The sequence below is a fragment of the Roseobacter sp. SK209-2-6 genome, assembly GCF_000169455.1.
Taxonomy (GTDB): domain Bacteria; phylum Pseudomonadota; class Alphaproteobacteria; order Rhodobacterales; family Rhodobacteraceae; genus Pseudophaeobacter.
On sequence record NZ_AAYC01000002.1, the window covers coordinates 81,660 to 101,684 of the forward strand.

Annotated in this window: 15 protein-coding genes and 2 pseudogenes; 12 read left to right on the plus strand and 5 right to left on the minus strand. The window is 57.0% G+C overall.

Annotated elements, in window-relative coordinates; all coding sequences use genetic code 11:
• The first annotated feature begins 31 nt into the window (after positions 1 to 31).
• The 6 genes and pseudogenes from RSK20926_RS03590 to RSK20926_RS23470 form a co-directional block, all read left to right on the plus strand.
• Positions 32 to 1,120, plus strand: coding sequence for a dimethylsulfoniopropionate demethylase (locus RSK20926_RS03590; protein ID WP_008204449.1), 1,089 nt, complete (start codon positions 32 to 34; stop codon positions 1,118 to 1,120).
• A gap of 57 nt (positions 1,121 to 1,177) precedes the next feature.
• Complete coding sequence (acuI, locus tag RSK20926_RS03595) at positions 1,178 to 2,173, plus strand: acrylyl-CoA reductase (NADPH) (RefSeq protein ID WP_008204450.1); 996 nt, start codon at positions 1,178 to 1,180, stop codon at positions 2,171 to 2,173.
• Between the two features lie 306 nt (positions 2,174 to 2,479).
• The gene (locus RSK20926_RS03600; RefSeq protein WP_008204451.1) at positions 2,480 to 4,087 is read left to right on the plus strand and encodes a BCCT family transporter; all 1,608 of its coding nucleotides are present in this window, start codon (positions 2,480 to 2,482) and stop codon (positions 4,085 to 4,087) included.
• Positions 4,088 to 4,268: 181 nt separating this feature from the next.
• Positions 4,269 to 5,492: an aminotransferase class V-fold PLP-dependent enzyme gene (locus tag RSK20926_RS03605; protein WP_008204452.1), complete on the plus strand. Its 1,224-nt coding sequence runs from the start codon at positions 4,269 to 4,271 to the stop codon at positions 5,490 to 5,492.
• A 227-nt stretch (positions 5,493 to 5,719) separates the two neighbouring features.
• Positions 5,720 to 6,133 (plus strand): annotated as a pseudogene (locus RSK20926_RS03610) (transposase); the annotation flags it as partial.
• A gap of 41 nt (positions 6,134 to 6,174) precedes the next feature.
• Positions 6,175 to 6,294 (plus strand): annotated as a pseudogene (locus RSK20926_RS23470) (IS5/IS1182 family transposase); the annotation flags it as partial.
• Between the two features lie 346 nt (positions 6,295 to 6,640).
• Here the strand turns inward: RSK20926_RS23470 and RSK20926_RS03615 are convergent.
• The 5 genes from RSK20926_RS03615 to RSK20926_RS03635 form a co-directional block, all read right to left on the minus strand.
• Complete coding sequence (locus tag RSK20926_RS03615; protein WP_008204455.1) at positions 6,641 to 8,032, minus strand: MATE family efflux transporter; 1,392 nt, start codon at positions 8,030 to 8,032, stop codon at positions 6,641 to 6,643.
• 848 nt (positions 8,033 to 8,880) lie between these two features.
• Positions 8,881 to 10,263 carry a sensor histidine kinase gene (locus RSK20926_RS03620; protein ID WP_037253686.1) on the minus strand — a complete coding sequence of 461 codons (1,383 nt, stop codon included), beginning with the start codon at positions 10,261 to 10,263 and terminating at the stop codon, positions 8,881 to 8,883.
• 13 nt (positions 10,264 to 10,276) lie between these two features.
• The gene (locus RSK20926_RS03625; RefSeq protein ID WP_008204459.1) at positions 10,277 to 10,954 is read right to left on the minus strand and encodes a winged helix-turn-helix domain-containing protein; all 678 of its coding nucleotides are present in this window, start codon (positions 10,952 to 10,954) and stop codon (positions 10,277 to 10,279) included.
• A gap of 158 nt (positions 10,955 to 11,112) precedes the next feature.
• Positions 11,113 to 11,481: a glycine zipper family protein gene (locus RSK20926_RS03630; protein ID WP_008204461.1), complete on the minus strand. Its 369-nt coding sequence runs from the start codon at positions 11,479 to 11,481 to the stop codon at positions 11,113 to 11,115.
• Between the two features lie 145 nt (positions 11,482 to 11,626).
• On the minus strand, positions 11,627 to 12,073 hold the full coding sequence (locus RSK20926_RS03635; RefSeq protein WP_157133033.1) for a hypothetical protein: 447 nt from the start codon (positions 12,071 to 12,073) through the stop codon (positions 11,627 to 11,629).
• A gap of 761 nt (positions 12,074 to 12,834) precedes the next feature.
• Between RSK20926_RS03635 and RSK20926_RS03640 the strand changes: the two genes are divergently transcribed.
• The 6 genes from RSK20926_RS03640 to RSK20926_RS03665 all read left to right on the plus strand — a co-directional run bounded on the left by RSK20926_RS03640 (position 12,835) and on the right by RSK20926_RS03665 (position 19,960).
• Positions 12,835 to 14,049, plus strand: a complete 1,215-nt coding sequence (locus RSK20926_RS03640; RefSeq protein ID WP_037253858.1) for an SAM-dependent methyltransferase — start codon at positions 12,835 to 12,837, stop codon at positions 14,047 to 14,049.
• Between the two features lie 18 nt (positions 14,050 to 14,067).
• Entirely contained in the window at positions 14,068 to 14,508 is a 441-nt protein-coding gene (locus RSK20926_RS03645) for a TrgA family protein (protein WP_008204466.1), read from the plus strand.
• Positions 14,509 to 14,535: 27 nt separating this feature from the next.
• Positions 14,536 to 15,660: an NUDIX domain-containing protein gene (locus RSK20926_RS03650; RefSeq protein ID WP_008204468.1), complete on the plus strand. Its 1,125-nt coding sequence runs from the start codon at positions 14,536 to 14,538 to the stop codon at positions 15,658 to 15,660.
• Positions 15,661 to 15,730: 70 nt separating this feature from the next.
• Positions 15,731 to 16,765 carry a cysteine synthase A gene (locus RSK20926_RS03655; protein WP_008204470.1) on the plus strand — a complete coding sequence of 345 codons (1,035 nt, stop codon included), beginning with the start codon at positions 15,731 to 15,733 and terminating at the stop codon, positions 16,763 to 16,765.
• Entirely contained in the window at positions 16,762 to 19,248 is a 2,487-nt protein-coding gene (locus tag RSK20926_RS03660) for a DUF3772 domain-containing protein (RefSeq protein ID WP_008204473.1), read from the plus strand. The genes RSK20926_RS03655 and RSK20926_RS03660 overlap by 4 nt, the downstream gene beginning before the upstream one ends.
• Positions 19,235 to 19,960 carry an alanyl-tRNA editing protein gene (locus RSK20926_RS03665; RefSeq protein ID WP_037253689.1) on the plus strand — a complete coding sequence of 242 codons (726 nt, stop codon included), beginning with the start codon at positions 19,235 to 19,237 and terminating at the stop codon, positions 19,958 to 19,960. Before RSK20926_RS03660 ends, RSK20926_RS03665 begins: the two co-directional genes overlap by 14 nt.
• Positions 19,961 to 20,025 lie beyond the last annotated feature (65 nt).

Here is a 20,025-nt window from a genome sequence, read left to right on the forward strand (position 1 = left end):
CTCTGCAACAAATCTGTTGGAGTTCGCCTAGATGGCTTCAATCTTTCCATCACGCCGGGTCCGTCGCACACCCTTCTCTCAAGGGGTTGAGGCCGCGGGCATGTCTGTCTGCACGGTTTATAACCGTATGATCCTTCCTTCGGTCTTTGCCAGCGAGGAGGAGGACTATCGCCATCTCAAATCCCATGTTCAGGTTTGGGATGTCTCCTGCGAGCGTCAGGTCGCGGTACAGGGGCCGGATGCACGGCGCCTGCTGGATATGCTCAGCCCGCGTGATCTGGACAAGATGGCGCCGGACCAATGCTATTATATGCCGGCAATCGACCGGAACGGTGGAATGCTGAATGATCCGGTGCTGGTCAAGCTTGCGGAAGATCATTTTTGGATTTCACTCGCTGACAGCGATTATCTGCAATATGTGCTGGGCGTTGTAGATGCTCTGGCGCTGGAGGTGCGGGTCTGGGAACCAGACGTCAGCCCATTGGCCGTTCAGGGGCCAAAATCCGATGCGCTGATGGCGCGGGTCTTTGGCGAAGAAGTCCGTGACATCCGGTTCTTCCGCTATAAGCGGATGGCCTTTCAGGACACCAGCTTTGTCGTTGCGCGCTCTGGCTACTCCAAACAGGGCGGTTTCGAGATCTACGTTGAAGGCAGCGATTATGGCATGCCGCTGTGGGACATGTTGATGCAGGCGGGTGAGGATCTGGAGGTGCGGGCTGGCTGCCCCTCCACCAAAGAGCGCGTTGAGGGCGGTCTGCTCAGCTATGGCAATGACATGACGCAGGACAACACGCCGTTTGAATGCGGTTTGGGCAAATTCGTGAACTCACCCCGCGACTATATCGGCAAGGCCGGTCTTTTGGCGCGGGCGGAACCCAAGCAACAGATCCGCGCAGTCGAGATCACCGGCGACATTCCCCCGATCACAGCGCCCTGGCCTTTGGTCGCAGGTGGCAAAAGGGTGGGGCAGGTGACAACGGCAACCTGGTCGCCAGACTTTGCCACCAATGTCTCTATCGCGATGGTGGAGCGGTCCCATTGGGATGCGGGGACGGCACTGGAGGTGGAAACACCCGCCGGTATGCGCCCGGCTGTTGTTCATGAAAAATTCTGGCGCTAGCGGCGCCAAGGAAAATGAAGCCCCCAGAAGGGGCGACTACAAGACAGGAGATATGCAATGTTCAAAGCATTGGTCATGGAAAAAGACGAAGAAAGCGGGCTGGCCGCAGCCGCCATCAAGGAGCTGAGCGAAGATCAGCTGCCCGCAGGCGATGTGACCGTTGCGGTGGAATATTCCACCGTGAACTACAAGGACGGCCTCTGCCTCAGCCCCAAGGGCGGTGGTTTGGTGCGCAATTACCCGCATGTGCCCGGTATCGATTTTGCAGGCACGGTCGAAGCCAGCGATGATGACCGCTACAAGCCCGGCGACAAGGTGGTCCTGACCGGCTGGCGCGTTGGAGAGATGCATTGGGGTGGCTATGGACAGAAGGCCCGCGTCAAAGCGGATTGGTTGGTGCCGCTGCCCGAAGGGCTGGATGCGCGCCAGGCCATGGCGGTCGGGACCGCAGGCTTTACCGCCATGCTTTCGGTCATGGCGCTGGAAGATCACGGTCTGGAACCGGGCCAAGGGCCCGTTCTGGTGACTGGCGCGGCCGGCGGTGTTGGCTCCGTCGCGACTGCCATTCTGGCCAATCTCGGCTATGAGGTCGCAGGCGTGACCGGTCGCCCGGAAACCGCAGATTACCTGCGCGAGCTGGGTGCCAGCCAGATTGTCGCCCGTGAAGAGCTGAACGAGACGGTGAAACGCCCCTTGGAAACAGAAACCTGGGCGGGATGTATTGATGCCGTGGGAGGTGAGATGCTGGCCCGTGTTCTGGGCCAGATGAAATATGGCGCCTCAGTTGCGGCGGTTGGCCTTGCCGGTGGCGCTGGCCTACCTGCGACAGTCATTCCCTTCCTGCTGCGCGGCGTCAACCTCCTGGGCATCGACTCTGTGATGCGCCCCTTTGAAGACCGTCAGCGTGCCTGGCAGCGTCTGGCAACAGACCTCCCGATGGAGAAGCTGGAAGCCATGGTGCAACCAGCCACATTGTCGGATCTGCCAGAGCTGGGTGCGGGCATCCTGAAGGGCCAGGTCAAGGGACGCGTTGTTGTCGATCTGAACGGCTGATTTCGGGTCTAGCTGGTGCAGTAAACGGTCGCTCCGAAAGGGGTGGCCGTTTTTTGTGTCGCAAAACACATAGTTGTTTGGCGATACAAAAATTTAATTCATGATTTAAAAAATCATTTGAAATCAAGGAAATATGCGGTGCTCTTGTTGGATTTGTTTTGCGGCGCTTGCAATTGCAAAAGCGACATATGTCGCTTTTGGTTCTCATTTTATGACGATTTTGATCCAATTCAGGTCTTTTCTGAGAGTCCCGGTTTGCCATTCCTCCCGCATGAGCTTGACACCTGTGTCTAACGGAGAGGAAATATGTCAGATAAAACGCAGGCCGGCGCCGAAGCCGGCCAAAACACCGAGTATGAACCAGGCCAGGACAACGTCCAATTCATGGGCCTGGATGTACATAATCCGGTCTTTGCCGTCTCGGCATTCACCATCATCGCCTTTGTTTTCTTTTCGCTGGTCTTCCGCGAGCAAGCTGCCGAGTTTTTTGGCTGGCTCCGTCCAGCGCTAACCAGTCAGTTCGACTGGGTCTTCATGATCGCCTGCAACATCTTTGTTCTGTTCTCGCTGTTTCTGGTGGTCTCCCCTTATGGGTCGATCCGTCTGGGCGGCGACAATGCACGTCCCGATTACAGCTATGCAGGCTGGTTCTCGATGCTCTTTGCCGCAGGCATGGGCATTGGTCTTGTCTTCTGGGGTGTCGCCGAGCCGATTTCGCACTACGGCTCTTCCATTGGCGGAACCGCAGTAGGCGAGAATGGTATCCGCACCGACTGGGCGCCTCTGGGTGCCGCTGCGGGTGATGCGCTTGCCTCCAAAGATCTTGCGATGGCGGCAACGATCTTCCACTGGGGGCTGCACCCCTGGGCGATCTATGCGGTTGTAGCGCTGGCACTGGCCTTCTTCAGCTTCAACCACGGTCTGCCGCTGACCATGCGTTCGGTTTTCTATCCGATCTTTGGCAAGGCAACCTGGGGCCCTCTGGGTCACATCATCGATGTTCTGGCCGTCTTTGCCACCATCTTTGGTCTGGCAACCTCGCTTGGTCTGGGTGCAACCCAGGCGCTGGCCGGTCTGAACTATCTGTTTGATGTGCCGGTCACCGATGGCATGAAAGTGGCTCTGATCATCATTATCACGATCTTTGCGCTGGTTTCGGTTGTTGCTGGTCTCGACAAAGGTGTGAAGCGCCTGTCCGAAGCCAACATGATCCTGGCCGCAGCCCTCTTGGTTTTGGTCATCATCGTAGGCCCAACCCTGGCGATCTTCACCGGCTTCTTCACCAATCTGGTGGACTACGTCATCTACCTTCCTGAACTCAGCAACTGGGTCGGCCGTGAAGACACCAACTTCATGCAGGGCTGGACCACCTTCTACTGGGCTTGGTGGATCTCCTGGTCGCCTTTTGTCGGCATGTTCATCGCGCGCATTTCCCGTGGCCGTACCATCCGCGAATTCGTGATCTGCGTTCTGTTGATCCCAACCGTGGTTGGTGCTCTGTGGATGAGCGTCTTTGGTGGTGCAGCACTGGATATGCTGGGCGGCGAAAGCGGTCAGGCACTGAAGGATGCGGCGCTTGAGCTGAAAATGTTCAAGATGTTCGAAAGCTTCCCAATGACCGGCATCCTGTCCTTTGTTGGCATCATCCTGGTGGTGGTCTTCTTTGTCACCTCCTCGGACTCTGGCTCGCTGGTGATTGACACCATCACCGCAGGCGGCAAGACCGATGCCCCAACCGCACAGCGTGTGTTCTGGTGTATCCTGGAAGGTGCCATTGCGATCGTGCTCCTGCTTGGTGGTGGCCTTGGCGCGCTGCAGGCGGCCGCGATTGCAACGGGCTTCCCCTTTGCCATCGTGCTGGTTCTGATGTGTCTGTCGATCTTTATCGGTCTGGTGCAGTGGCGCCGCCGCTGAAGCACCGATTGACTTGAAAACAAGAGGCCCCGGATCCACAGGTCCGGGGCCTTTTTTATTTCTTTTCAACCGCGCATCCACAGAAGGTTTCGCATTCTCCAGCCGCTTTCCTCAGCTCGGTGCTTGACCTTGCCATTGTGGATCTGCATGGATTTCACCACTGCAAAAAGGGAAGAGGCTCATGGCGCTGGATATCGACTTTATACGCACTCAATTTCCGGCCTTTCAGCAGGCAGCGCTTGCGGATCAGGCCTTCTTTGAGAACGCCGGTGGCTCTTATACCTGCCAGCAGGTGATTGACCGCCTGACCCGGTTTTATACGGAGCGTAAGGTGCAGCCCTATGCCCCCTATGAGGCTTCGCAGCTCGCCGGAGCCGAAATGGATGAGGCGCGCCAGCGTCTGGCCGCCCTCATGGGGGTGGAAAGTGATGAGGTGAGCTTTGGTCCCTCCACCACGCAGAACACCTATGTGCTGGCCCAGGCCTTCCGGCAATTCCTGAAACCCGGTGAAGCCATCATCGTCACCAATCAGGACCATGAGGCCAACACCGGCCCCTGGCGCCGACTGGCGGAAGAGGGGATCGAAATCCGCGAATGGCAGATAGACCCCGCCTCGGGCCACCTGGATCCCAACGATCTGGAAAACCTGCTGGACGAGAAAGTGCGCCTGGTCTGTTTTCCCCATTGCTCTAATGTGGTCGGAGAGATCAACCCGGTGACAGAGATCACCGCGCTCTCCCATGCGGCCGGGGCCTTTGTCTGTGTCGACGGCGTGTCCTATGCACCGCACGGCCTACCCAATGTGGGAGAGATCGGCCCGGATATCTATCTTTTTTCCTCCTATAAGACCTATGGCCCACACCAGGGGGTGATGGTGATCCGCCGGAACCTAGGGGAGCTGCTGCCCAATCAGGGTCACTACTTCAATGCCGATGTCCTCTATAAGCGCTTTACGCCCGCAGGACCGGACCATGCTCAGGTCGCGGCCTGTGCGGGGATCGCTGACTTTTTTGCGGCCATCGCTGATCATCACGGCTTCACCGGCACAGAAGCGGCAGAGCAGGGGCAGTTTGTGCATGACCTGATGCGTGATCATGAAACCACCCTGCTGCAACCCTTGCTGGATATGGTCAGCAGCCGTAATGATCTGCGCCTTCTGGGCCCCAAGGAGGCCGCAAGGCGCGCGCCCACCGTGGCCCTTGCTCTGAACCGAGCAGCAGCGCCCGTGGCGGCGGAACTTTCCAAACATGGGATCATGGCTGGCGGCGGCGATTTCTACGCCGTCCGTGCCCTCTCAGCCATGGGCGTGAACCCGGAAGAAGGTGTACTGCGCCTCAGCTTCACACATTATACCAGCGAGGCAGAACTGGCAAAGCTGATGGACGCGCTAGAGGCCGTGTTGTAAGGGCGCGAGCCCGAGCTGAAGCGGCTAACATACGGTAGCGTTCAGCCCAAGGTCGAGGCCCCGGTCGGCTATGGGAGCTCAGTCAAGGCAACTTGCAAAGCTTAGAAGCGTGGCTTCGCTCTCCAATGGATGCTTCAGGCTTAAGCCCAACCGCGCTTAGCTGGGCATTGTTGCAAAATTTGACCAATTCGGAATCACCTGAGAATCCGGTGGGTTAAGAGGCTCGCATGAGAAAGCCTGAACCCGCCCGCTACCGCACGACGAACTGGAAGTCCTACAACGACGCGTTGACGGGGCGCGGCTCCCTGCTGATCTGGCTGGATAAGGACCTGGTGTGGCAGGCCCCCAAGGGCCGGTCGCAAGGGTCGCCCTGCTGTGTATTCAGATGCAGCGATCCAGTCTTGTTTGATGGTGAAAATACTGTCCGGCCTGCCGCTGAGGCAAATCGAACCACGGGAACGCCACTGGTCCGAGTGACCATGGCGAGGCGGAGTGGTGTGCAGCATCCTGAGGATGGCCGGGTTGGCCTGGCCTGTGCCGGCTTTTCGACCCAGAGCCGACACCAGAATTCTATCATCGTCCAGATGTCGGGCCGTCACGCGGCAGGGTCGCTGAACCTGTTGATCCCCTCTCGTGACATCTCTGGGTGTTGCACTGCAGGGTAATGCGATGCCTGTAACCCTTCGGCGAACGCATCGCCTCACGAGACCCAGACCGCCAGACCGCCGAAATCCACATGCCTATCGCTCTCATGAACCGCTTCAACCAACCCGGCACGGCCAATGTCGAACGCGCGGCCTGAACGCAATGGGAAAGGGAAAACTCGCTCAGTTGCTGGGTTCTGCAACAAGGCCAACCGGATCAGTAGAAGAACCACTTCTACTGCCCCATGTTGCTATTGTAGTTACCGTTTCCAGCCAAAATGCTGCGGCAATAGAAGCTCCAAGAGCCACCTCCCGTCTGAAAGGCGATTTCTTGACCGCTTACTGAGACGAATGTCGGGGGCCAGGGCGTGTGGCACCCGTAGACACGCTGGATGAGGCGACAGGTTGCTTTCCCTGTTTGACCCTCCGTTTCCTAACTGTAGGGGCGGACCAATTCAGTGGGGAGGCTCACAAATGCCTAGGCCGCAGATGGAGGGTTTGCATTCATAACGCCGCTCCTTGATTGGTATGGAATATACCCCACTTTAACTTTCTGTCCCGAGCGGCGATCCTGAGCACCATAATTGTTAGACCAAGTAGCATCACTTCGGCCAATGGGCCCGCGATCCAGATGCCAATTTCACCGAACCAGATGGGCAACAAGAACGTCAATGGGATCGCAAAGGCATAGGTTTTCGTGAGCCCCAGCAGGGCCGCCTTGCTCGCGGAACCAATCGCTTGGAAATAGGTCGCGATCATCATCAATGGCCCGACCAGAAAGAAGACGCTGGCCATGACCGGGAGTATACGTGACACTTCATCAATGACCGCGACATCCTTCACGAAGGCGCCGGCGATCTGGCTCGGCATCTGCATCACGACGATCTGCACCACCACGCAATAGATGAACGCGACCCAAAGGGCCAAGCGCAGGCTCCTATCCGATCTGTGCCAAAGGGCGGCGCCAAAGTTGTTGCCTGTGATCGTTTGCATGGCAAAGGACAGTCCCAAGAGCGGCAGGAAGGTAAATGTGATGACCCGCGTTATTATGCCGTATGCGGTAATTGTATCGGCGTAGCCTGGTCCGCCGACCCATTGCAGCGCGGTAATAATTGCTGCCGAACCCAGCGCCAGCCCAATGAAGTTCAGGCTTTGCGGAGCCCCCAACGCGAGGATCCGCCCCCAGCTTCCGCGCATGGAATGGGATAGTAGCGTTGCAGGGCGCAGCGATGTGTCTCCAAACAATCTGAACGCAAAAATGATCGCAAACGCGAGCATTTGTGCCGCGGCTGTCCCATAGGCTGAACCTGCAACGCCCATATCCAGAATGGCGATCAGCATGTAATTGAACCCGATGTTTGCAAGTGAGACCAGCAGGCTCATCGCGGCCATAAAGCCTACGCGCCCTTCATTGCGCAGCGCGTCAGAATTGACCGACAACACGAATAAAAGCGGTGAGAAGAACACCGTGATCCGCAAATAGACCACCCCCATTTGCGCCAAGTGCTCTGACCCACCAGCAGCAAGCAATGCGATGGGTTGGCCCAATTGGAGAAACAACAGGATCAGAACCGCACTCAAACCCAGGGCCAACCCGTGCGCCCCTGCAAATACTGCACGCGCAGACTCCATGTCGCCTGCGCCGAGAGAGCGCGCCAAAAGGCTCGACATGCCGTTGGCCACAAGCGTGGAGAGCGCCACAATCAACATGTAAATCGGGAACATTAACGTGACAGCCGCAAGCGCATCAGGGCCGACGTAGATGCCCAGAAACAACGCATCGGCAACGGACAACAGCCCGTTCATCCCCATCACAAATATGATCGGCAGCGCAGTCTTAAGGTAGATGGTGCCAAGCGGTCCATCGGTGAATGTATTGGTGGGGGTATCAGTCATATCCCATATCTCTCTAGCCTGATCGCGCAGTTTGAGATGGGACCCGCATTACCATCCGCGCGATATGCGGAAAGAGATAGATAGAGAATTACGTCGCAGAACTTAACCAAGACATTCGTCAGCGGGAGGCAGGCGTCTACAGCCTAAATGGTAGGTAGTACGGAAATTTTCCATGGTCAAGAGTTTAGGGAAGATCCTACTTTTGCTATGGCCGACCTACACCACAAAGTAGAAAAACGATAAAGTGGACACTCTGTTGACTTGTACAGGCTCCGCAAGTGGTCTGTAGCATGTTCGCATACTGAGCGGGCTCTAGCTCACAGCCCTGCAGCGGTCGTAGACAAGTGATGCCGCTCCGTAGAATCTGTTGGTGCGAAAATCTATGGTTGCTTTCCCGAAAGCGGATCTACAAATCTGGTCGACTGACCAGGGCAATGCTGCACCTCGATCGCAGGCCAGCGACGCGCAAAAGCACCCTCTACAAAGTCGCGAGGTCTAGCGGCATGGCCTAGGCTTTCAAGTATGAAGTCATCCACCTCAATGCAATTTAGGCGGCGGCAGAAATGTCTGCAGGCATTCACAAAAGGTTGATCTTCTGCAACTCTGAATGCTTCCGTTCGACACCAGGCTTGGTGGCCCCAGATGAAGCGGATGACTGCGAAACAGATCCAGTGAGAATAGCGCTCTAATTGAAAGCCTGATCCATCTTAGAAAGGCTGCAAATTGGTTAAAAGCCGGACCGGGTTTCATACAATCAACTCAGCCTGGAAGAATGGCACAGGATTGAGAAATTGCGCATGACGAAAGTCAGCGTAGGGGTTTCGCCCGAGAAATGGAGCCAACCTAGTTTATTTCGTGAAACGAATGCTAACGCAGAGGCCCTTGCCATTCTCAGATTCCGAAAGCTGCAAGTCGGCATCGTGGAGATCAGTGATTGCTTTGACCATAGCCAGCCCCAGACCGGACCCATTGGAAGTGCGGCTACGGTCCAGCCTGTACATGGGCTCCAGTACTTTTTCTCGCTGATCTGGCGGAATTCCGGGGCCGTTGTCGGATATGCTTAGCAATGGCCCCTCGACCCGAATGGAGATGCTGTCGGCAGCGTCGCAATGGCGGATGGCGTTCTCGACCAGATTGGCGGTCATTTGCAGCAGCAACTCGGGATCCCCATCAATGACTGCCGGATCGATGACCCGACAAGTCAGGTGCCGGTCCGCATCCTCAGCCACCGCGCTATAGATCTCCATTGCCTGTTCAGCAACCTCGCCTAGATCGACTTGTTTGAACTTGGCGCGTCGCTCCCGCGTGCGCAGGCGGGCAATCCGCTGAATGGCATCAAAAATCTTTACGATACGATTGGCCTGGCCAATGGCAGAATCCAGAAAAGCCTGATCCGGATGGGCGCCGCTATCCAAGTGCAGTTGCAGCCTTGTCAGTGGTGTGCGCAAATCGTGAGCGATATTGGCCGAAAATTCAGACATCTGACGCAGGGAACCCTGCAGCCGCACAGTTGCTTCATCAATGCGTGAGGCAAGCAGATCCAGATCATCGCGAATGATTTTGGGGGCCATTCGCACGCTGAGGTCACCATCTGCAATTCTGGCGTAGCCGCTGGCAATGCGATCCAAACGTTTCTGTGCACGCCAACCAAAGAACACGCCAACTGCCAATGCCGGCACGGACAGCAATGCAACAGCAATCAGAATAACAGTTTGCAACTCAAGGGCAAAACTACTGAAGGCCGGCAGGAAGACAATCAGCTCCCCTCCCGCTACCGGGCCACTCAGCACGCGCCATTGCTCGCCAAACTCTCCATCAAATGGGAGCTCATAGGAGAGTAGCAAGTCCTCATCATCACTGTTTTCAATGATGTCTATGGCGGTCTCATAGTCTTGAATGACCGCTTTGTTAAAAAGCTCTTCGTAGAAAATGGTCCGCAACCCGGCCTGGTTAAACACAGTGGAGACGAGCGGACCTGACAGTTCTCCTGTGGAGGTTATTAGCCCGTAACCTTCCTCTACCTGCAGGAATAAATCCTCCTGCTTCAACATCAGATCAGAGAACTTCCCCTCCGCTAGACGCGCCTCTAGTTCACTGAATTGGTGGCGCAGATCCCGGTCGATCTCCGCCTGTAGTTCCCGGGTCAAGAAACTCTCGAGCGCAAAGCCACCGATGCTAAGCAATACTAAGAAACAGAGCGACTGCGCCAAGGTCTGGCGCAACGCACTCATTCTGAAGAGCCGCTTAATCACCAAAGACATAACCGGCCCCACGCACGGTGGTTATGAGCTTAAGATCAAAAGGTTTTTCTACTTTATTCCGTAATCGGCTCATATGTGTTTCAACAACGCTTGTAGCAGGATCGAAGTTGATGTCCCAAACACGCTCCAACAGCATCGCGCGGGTTTGTACCCGGCCTTTGCTACGCATCAGAACTTCGAGTAGCTTAAATTCCTTGGGGTTCAAGGGGATAATCTCCCCTTTATAGCTGCATTTCTGCGCAAGAATATCGAGCTCCAACCCCTTATGTTCCAGCTTGGTAAGTGTGGTTGTGGCCTCTCCTTGGCGTCTGCGAGAAAGAGCGGTGATACGGGCCAGCAGCTCGGTCATGGCAAAAGGTTTGCTGAGGTAGTCATCTGCCCCCGCCTCAAGCCCCTCAACACGGTCTTCAACCTCCCCCATGGCTGTCAGCAAGAGGGCCGGTGTCATCACTTTTGCAGCGCGAAGGGTCTTTAAAACGGATAGCCCATCCATTTCTGGTGTCATGCGATCAAGGATCAGGACATCGTAGTCTCTGGTCGTCGCACTCAAGAGCGCATCTCGGCCGCTCTCCAGCCAATCCACCACATGCCCCGCAGTCATGAGGCCTTTGATGGTCCACTTTCCGATTTCTCCGTCATCTTCCAGGAGTAAAACGCGCATCTCATCTCCAATCCGGTAGCTCCTGTGCAGAGCTGCAATTCACAGCTAATGGTGCTCTGTCGGCAGGTCCAGCCCAGAGACTGCTGAACCTGCGTCCAAATACTGGGATTTGCCCAATGGGTATAGGCCAGTACTCAGGCTAGTACTCAGGCCAGCACTCAGGCTAGTACCCGGTGGCCACGCCCCTGCATGCAGCGCAGCAAGATCTTTCTACGTGCTTCGTCCTGTTCCACAGTGCCCTCCAAGGCACCAATTCCGCCGCCGATCACAGCCCCAATCAAGGCATCATCAACCCGGTCACCATCTGTGCTGTCCAGCGCGCCAACGACCGCGCCAATAGCGGCCCCTTGCAAGGCTGGTGTCTTGACTTGATCCTGTGTGTGATTGGCAGAAATCTGCCTGCACTGGGCCAAATCAGACTCAAAAAGAGGTGATTTCGGCCCGTCTACCAACAGAGGATCCTCAAAGGTCTGGCTGCAGGCGCTGACGCCAAGAACTGCAATACATCCGATCACAAGAGTTCGCATGTTTGTATTCTCCTTCAAGAGCTTAAGGCTCTTTTGACATTTTAAAACTGGCTCAAATTTGCAGTTCGCATCACGTTCAGAGAGGGAACATTGACGCGAACTGCACGAGGTAGCCATTTGGCTGGGGGAGTGCGGTTTGTTCCGCTTAGTTTTTCTCGCAAGAATTGAATTTGACGGCGGTCTCATAGAGTGCAAACCCGTCGGCATCTCCCACTGCATCAAAGAACTCCAGCTCTTCCTCGATCTCCATGGCAATGAGTTCTTCCATGATCTCTGGTGTCGCTGTTGTCTGGACGGAGGTTGCAAGAACCGAACCATCATTGGCGCTAATGGCGAGGTCGGTCAGTTTTGTTTCCGTTGCCAAGGTGACCAAATATATCTGCTGTCCTGCGAATTCCTCGCGGGAAACTTCCAACAGGTCGCCTTCTGCATGACTGGAGGCAACTTCGACCACCTGCCCGAACTTTATTGGTACATCCAGCACATCAGAGAGCGAGGTCATGCTTTCGGCCAATGCACTACTGGCGGCAATTGCTGTTGCTAAGCAAAGCGTCCCTGCGATGTAGTACTTGAACATTTCGTTTCCTTTCATCCATTGCCCCTGGGCGATGAGAAGAAACTAAGTTGTCATTCTTACAGGGTCTCTGCCGCTTCCTTACGTTTTTGTAAGATTGCATTTCCCATGTTTTCCGCTTGGTCGGCGGCCGTTCGACACCACCATCTGGGTCGGTTCGCTCACTCCCTGATCTGTAAAAAGCCTTTATTGGCCGGGCACAGGCGTCATTGCTTAGGCTCAGATTAGAGATGTCGTAGAGCCGCCATCCACCCATAGGTAAGCCGTGGGCGCCAAGCTACTCGTTCCGAAACTCCCCCCCCCCAATATCAAGAAGCTTAGGGACTTGGGGTTAGTCGTGAAACCCCTCCTCCTAGGTTGAGTTGCGCCCCTGCTATTTGGAATTTCTGCGAAAGGGTAGATTTGATTTGCCCTCTTCGGGCTGTCTTTCAATGGCAGAGTTGGCGACCGTCCTGCTTCACCGTGAAAATCACGCAGCAGCCTCGAGCGAATGCTAGATCAGAAAATACTAGGTAGGGAAACGGCGGCAAGGTAAGCACGGTGTGAGCTCATCATCTCCAGAACCTCGCCGTCACAGCGCGCAGCAGAAATGGCGAATTGCACTGCAACACAAAACCTTTGCCGCAGGCATCAAATGGCAAAGTTTGCAAATGGCGCTTTCCGCGCAAAGCAAGGAGTTAGTGCGCTTGGACCTCTTCAAACGGTTCAAAACAGTTTTCTTGCGTGAAAGCTCCTGCCGCTCTAGCCTGAAAGGCGTCAAGAAAAGCGGAGGGGAGCCGATGGTTTTGACGTCAACAGCGGGTGAGAGCGGCTTGCCGCGTTACTTTCCGCAGGTTTTTGCCAAGCTGCAGGCGATGCGGGCGGGGCAGTTGGATATCACCCTGCCGGACGGGCGAATCTTTCGTATCGAAGGCGCTGAGCCGGGACCGGTTGCGGATCTGATCATTCACAACCCGGATTGCTTTGCCAGATTGGTGCGCGAGGGGGATCTGGGGTTTTCGGATGCTTATCTGGAAGGCGATTGGAGCACCTCGGATCTGCAGTGCTTTATGGATCTGATCCATATGGCCGCAGAGGAGACCTATGATGGGTTTCCCGGTCAGGCTCTGGCGCGCGCCTATGAGCGGTTTCGCTTTTGGATGCAGCGCAATCACCGCTCGCAGGCAAAGAAGAACATCTCCTATCACTATGACCTGGGGAATGATTTCTATGCGCTCTGGCTGGATGAGACGATGACCTATTCCAGCGCTCTGTTCAAAACCGGGCAGGAAAGTCTGGAACGGGCGCAGCAGGCCAAATACGCCTCTATGGTGGATCAGATGGGGGCCAAACCCGGTGATCACGTGCTGGAGATTGGCTGTGGCTGGGGTGGTTTTGCCGAATATGCCGCCAAAGAGCGCGGGCTGCGGGTTACCGGCCTCACCCTCAGCCAGGAGCAATATGACTATGCCAAGGCGCGGATCGCACGGGCAGGGCTCTCGGATCAGGTGGAATTCCGCATTCAGGACTACCGTGATTGTTCTGGTCGTTTTGATGGCATTGCCTCGATCGAAATGTTTGAAGCGGTAGGGCAAAAGTACTGGCCAACCTATTTCAACTGTATCCGTGAGCGGCTGCGCCCCGGTGGTAAGGCAACCCTGCAGATCATCACCGTCGCTGACAGGCGCTGGGAGGTCTACAAGAAGGGCGTTGATTTCATTCAGAAATACATTTTCCCCGGGGGGATGCTGCCCTCACCAACCGTATTGCGCCACCAGATAGAGGAGGCAGGGCTGAGGGTGGTGAACTCGCTCGAATTCGGGGAGAGTTATGATCTGACCCTCCGGCGCTGGCATGAGGTGTTCAATCAGCGCTGGGATGAGATTCAGCCCCTGGGGTTTGATGAGCGGTTCCATAAAATGTGGAACTTTTACCTGACCTCTTGTGCTGCGGCCTTTAAAACGGGAAATTGCGACGTGACTCAGATGACCGTGGCGCATTCCGACGCGCCCTGACAAAGGACGCCCGCGCCGATGCCCACCGCCGCTCGACTGATTGCAGCCCTGGCGCTGTCTGTAACCGCCTATCTTGCCTCTGTGCAGGTGATCCCGCTTTTGCCTGAAGGCACCGATGTCGGTTACTTCTTCCAGGTGAACATGGGGATCGGCCTGGCGGTAGGCTGGGTTTACATGGGTAAGCGCGCAGGGGGCGGCCTGGTGCAGGCGATCAACAACGGTCTCACTGGTGCGGCACTGCTCCTGCTGTGGGCGTTGTTCGTGCAGGGGTGCTGGGAAATGTTCCGGCTTGCCATGCGCCACCGCTATGGGGGTCCCTTTGATGCCCTGGGGGCGATCTTCACGATTGCCATCGATTACTTCTTCCTCGTCGCGGTACCTACAGTCCTGCTGCCGCTCTTTGTCGGTGGTTGCATTTCCGGGATCCTGACAAACGCCGCCTATAAGCGCTGGCCCTAATCCCCTTTAAACAACAGGTTATGAAACGTGGTTGATCTCTTTCTCTACGGCACATTGCGCTATGTGCCTCTCTTGGAACTTGTGCTGGGGCGTGGCGGTGATGCGCTGAAAACCGCAGCGGCCAATTTGCCAGAGCATCAGGTCTTTCAGGTGCAGGACCAGCCCTTTCCCGCAATAGCTGCAGCTGAGGGGGAGCAGGCCAAGGGGATCCTGGTGCGGGGGCTTTCACAGGAAGACCTGGAGGCGCTGAACTACTACGAGGGTGGGTTTGATTACGCTCTGCAGCCTGTTGAAGTCACTTTGGAAAATGACGAATCAGTTGGTGCTGAGGTCTATTTTCCGACGCCGGGTGCGTGGCAATTGGCAAATCCCTGGAGCCTGCAAGACTGGGTCGAAGACTGGGGCGCCCTGTCTCTTCGCGCCGCCGAAGAGGTGATGTCCTATCAGGGGCGTGTTTCTGCCTCGGAGATGGTCAAGTGTTTCCCATCGGTGCGCCGTCGCGCCTCTGCCTGGTTGGCAGCACAGGCGCGGGATGAGGATCCGGCGCGAGATCTTGCCACCGATGTGGTGGTGCATGACCACAAGCGCGCCTTTGTGAACTTCTTTGCCATGGAAGAGATGGACCTGCAGTTTCGCCGCTATGACGGCACCATGAGCCCGGTGATGAACCGTTGTGTCGCTCTGGTTGGCCGTGCGGCGGTGGTTCTGCCCTATGATCCTCTGCGCGATCAGGTGCTCCTGGTCGAGCAATTCCGTGCTGCGACATTTATTGCGGGTGAAAAACGTCCCTGGATTTGGGAGCCGGTTGCAGGGCTGATTGATCCGGGTGAAACGCCGGAAACAACCGCGCGCCGCGAAGCCATGGAGGAAGCCGGGGTAAAGGTCACCGATCTGGAAATGGTCAGCAATGCCTATCCCTCCAGCGGGGCTTCGGGCGAATTTCTTCACATTTTTGTGGGGCTTGCGGATCTCTCAGACATCCAGGGCGGCGGTGGCCTTGCCAGCGAAGGAGAAGACTTGCGAAGCAAAATCATCAGTTTTGAGGCGCTGATGCAGGGTATTGATGATCATAGCTATCAGGATTTGCCGCTGATCACCTCCGCTCTCTGGCTAGCGCGTCATCGCGATCGTTTGCGCGCATCCACAAGATAGAGGCGCATCGCGCCTTGTGAAGGGGCGCGGCCTTGGGTATCTCTCTCAGGGAATGATCGAAAGGGATACCATGCGCATTGCACGCGATCTGGCCGATGCCATCGGCCACACGCCTCTGATCCGTCTGAACCGCGTCAGCGAAGAGACCGGATGCGAAATTCTGGGCAAGGCCGAGTTCATGAACCCGGGCCAATCGGTGAAAGACCGCGCTGCCCTCTATATCATCAAGGATGCGATTGCGCGCGGTGATCTGAAGCCGGGCGGCACCATCGTTGAGGGCACCGCGGGTAACACCGGTATTGGTCTCGCGCTTGTAGGGGCCTCCATGGGGTTCAAAACCGTGATCGTGATCCCGGAGACCCAATCGGAAGAAAAGAAAGACATGCTGCGCCTTGCTGGCGCGCAATTGGTTCAGGTGCCCGCAGCCCCCTATAAGAACCCCAACAACTACGTGCGCTATTCCCAGCGTCTGGCCGAGCAACTGGCCAAGACCGAACCCAATGGCGCCATCTGGGCCAACCAGTTTGACAATGTAGCCAACAAGCAAAGCCACGTGGAAACCACTGGCCCCGAGATCTGGGAACAGACAGGCGGCAAGGTTGATGGCTTTATCTGCGCGGTTGGCTCCGGCGGCACGCTGGCCGGTGTCGCGGAGGCCCTGCAGCCCAAAGGCGTCAAGATTGGTCTGGCGGATCCCAATGGTGCCGCACTGCATTCCTATTACAGCAAAGGTGAGCTGGCCTCCGAAGGGTCTTCGATTTCCGAAGGCATCGGCCAGGGCCGCATCACCAAGAACCTGGAAGGGCTGAAACCTGATTTCAGCTATCAGATTCCGGATGCAGAGGCGCTGCCTTATGTCTTTGACCTCCTGCATGACGAAGGTCTGGTTCTGGGCGGCTCCACCGCGATCAATATTGCTGGCGCCGTACGTCTGGCCAAGGAAATGGGGCCAGGCCACACCATTGTGACCGTGCTGTGTGACTATGGCACCCGCTATCAGTCCAAGCTCTTCAATCCTGAGTTCCTGCGCGAAAAAGGACTGCCGGTCCCGGACTGGATGACCCATACCCCGGCCTCGATCCCGGGCGTTTTTGAAGACCTATGATCCGCTCTTTGCCGGGCAGTTCTGCCATAGGAACCGCAGTCCCCGACCTGGGGCTGCGGTTCTTCCGTTTCTGGTGTTTCACCTTTTTCCTTATCCTGTCCTTGACGGTAAGTGCGCTGGCGCAGACCGGGGACCGCAATAGCGACTATTATCAGGGCTGGCTGAAAACTGCGCTACGGGCCGAAGAGGCGATTGATGCCAGCCGCGCCTCCAGCGCTGCCTTTGAGGTTCTGCGTAAGGATCTAGTGGACTATCGTCAGGCTTTTCAGAGGGCCAGCAGTGAGAATGTCCAGCGGATCACCACCCTGGAGGGGCAATTGCAGGCCCTGGGGGAGGCCCCAGCAGATGGCAGCGATGAACCCGTCGATATCGCTAGCCTGCGCAATGCTCTGACCCTGCAGCTCAACCAGCTGAAAGTACCGCACATCGTCGCGGATGAGGCCTTTCGCCGGGCGGATGGGTTGATCAGCGAGATCGACAGCATCATCCGTGAACGCAGAACCAAGCGGTTGCTGGAACGGGGACCGACGCCGCTGAACCCGAATTCCTGGCAGGCAGCACTTGCGGCGATCAGCAAGACCTGGCTGGCGCTCTGGTATGAGACAGAGACCCAGGTGCGCAATGGGACCACCATTCAGCAGACGATGAACGATCTTCCGGGAATCCTGGTCTTCCTCATCCTGGGGGCGCTGCTGCTCTTGCGGGGGCGCCACTGGGCGCGACGGCTGGGGGATCGGCTTCGCGCATTCGGTGGGCGCGGCACCGGGGTCTGGAGCTTTGTGATCTCGCTCTTGCAGGTCATCCTGCCCCTGGCTGGGGTGATTGTACTGGTCATCACGGTTGAGCTTACAGGGATCCTGAGCATTCGTGGCTCCTTGATCCTTGAGCACCTGCCAGGTTGGGCCTTTATCCTCCTGTCCTTCCACTGGCTGGGGGAGCAGCTCCTGGCGGCGCGCCGGGAGCGGGACCTGATCGAAGTCGAGGCAGGCCGCCGCCGTGAGGCGCGGCTGATGATCGATCTCCTTGCTCTGGTACTCGTGCTGCAGGATGTGATCCGCCAATTTGGCCTGCTGGAGAATATCTCTGCCGAGGTGAACGCGGTGCTGAGCTTCCCGCTGATCCTGGCGGCGGCTTTGGTTCTGCTGCGCCTGAACCGTCTGGGTCTGCGTCAGGTCGGCGCTGCGCGAGAGGATGAGGGCGACGGCGAGGGGAGGATTGCGGCCGGTGCAAGCCGGATTGTCTCTTTTATTCGCAGATCCGCCTACCTCCTCAGCTTTGCAGCCCCGCCGCTGGCGGCCATCGGTTATGTCAATGCCGCCGAAGCGATGATTTATCCGGCGATCGATACGCTGTTCCTGATGGCGGTTGTCGCAATCCTGCAGCGGTTCTTTGGCGATCTTTTTGGCTGGCTTTCGGGCCGGGGCCAGTCGGTGCATGACTCTCTCTTCTCGGTTGGGACCGGTTTTGTCCTGGCGCTATTGTCGGTTCCGATGCTGGCGCTGATCTGGGGGGCGCGCACCGCCGATCTGACAGAGCTTTGGGCCAAGTTCCTGGATGGGTTCCAGATCGGCGAGACCAAGATCTCGCCTTCGATCTTCCTCAGCTTTGTGGTGGTCTTTGCCATTGGCTATGTGCTGACACGGCTGGTGCAAAGCAGCCTGCGCAATTCACTTTTGCCAAAGACCCGGATTGATGCCGGCGGGCAGAATGCCATTGTCTCTGGCACTGGCTATGTCGGGGTCTTTCTGGCGGCACTTGTGGCGATTTCCACTGCTGGGCTGGACCTCTCCTCGCTGGCGATTGTCGCCGGTGCGCTCTCTGTCGGGATCGGCTTTGGCCTGCAGACCATCGTGTCGAACTTTGTTTCCGGCATCATCCTCTTGGTGGAGCGTCCAATCTCCAAAGGCGACTGGATCGAGGTAGGCGGGCTGATGGGCTATGTGCGCGATATCTCGGTGCGCTCCACCCGGATCGAGACCTTTGACCGCAGCGATGTCATCGTCCCGAACTCGGATCTGATCACCGGCACCGTCACCAACTATACCCGCGGCAATACCGTTGGCCGGGTGATTGTACCGGTTGGTGTGGCCTATGGCACCGATCCCAGAAGAGTTGAAGGCATCTTGTCTGAGATTGCCCAGGCCCACCCCATGGTGCTGATGAATCCAGCCCCCAGCGTGGTCTTCCAGGGCTTTGGCGCCGATAGCCTTGATTTTGAGATCCGCGCGATTCTGCGGGATGTGAATTGGGTGCTTTCGGTGAAATCGGACATGAACTACGAAATCGCCCGCCGCTTCGAGGAAGAGGGGATCGAGATCCCATTCGCGCAGCGCGACATCTGGATCCGCAACCCCGAGAGCCTTACCGCTGGGGCTACCCGAAATGCGGCAACAGAAATGACCAAGACACTTGAAACCACCAAGCCGGATCTAACAGACCTGCAGGATGGCGAGGCAGAAGGAGACGGCGATGCAGATCGATGACGCATATTACCGGCAGGACGCCTATCTGAAAGAAGCAACCTCCAAGGTCGTAGCGCATGAGGGGGAGGGCGGACTGCTGCTAGAGCAGAGCCTGTTCTACCCTACTGGCGGAGGCCAGCCCGGAGACGCGGGTCGTCTCACCTGGCAGGGCGGCAGCTGCGATGTGATCAACACCGTGAAATCCGCAGAGGGGCACCCGCTCCTCTTGATTGCAGAGGGGCAGGACCTGCCGCCGGTTGGCGCTGAGGTTCAACAAGAACTCGACTGGGCGCGCCGCTATGGCCATATGCGGGTCCATACCGCGCTGCATCTCCTCTCGGTGGTGATCCCTTTGGAAGTCTCCGGCGGGTCAATTGCGGCAGCCAAGGGGCGGCTGGATTTCAACATGCCCGAGGCGCCGGAGGACAAGGAAGCCCTGCAAGAGGCGTTACAGGCCTTGATCGATCAGGATCTGGAGGTGAGCGAGAGCTGGATCACAGATGCGGAGCTGGATGCCAACCCGCAGCTGGTCAAAACCATGTCGGTCTCCCCACCGCGCGGCAGCGGCCGCGTGCGCCTGGTTCGCATCGGCACCGATGCAGAGCAGATTGATCTGCAGCCCTGCGGCGGCACCCATGTGAAACGCACCGGTGAGATCGGCAAAATCCGCCTGGGCAAAGTGGAAAAAAAGGGCCGCCAGAACCGCCGCGTCTACCTGCATCTGGAGGATTGAGAAGGGGGGCGAAAAAGGTTTTGAAAAAGGTGCGTTTTTTCTGAAATCCGCCCTTGCAATTCCCG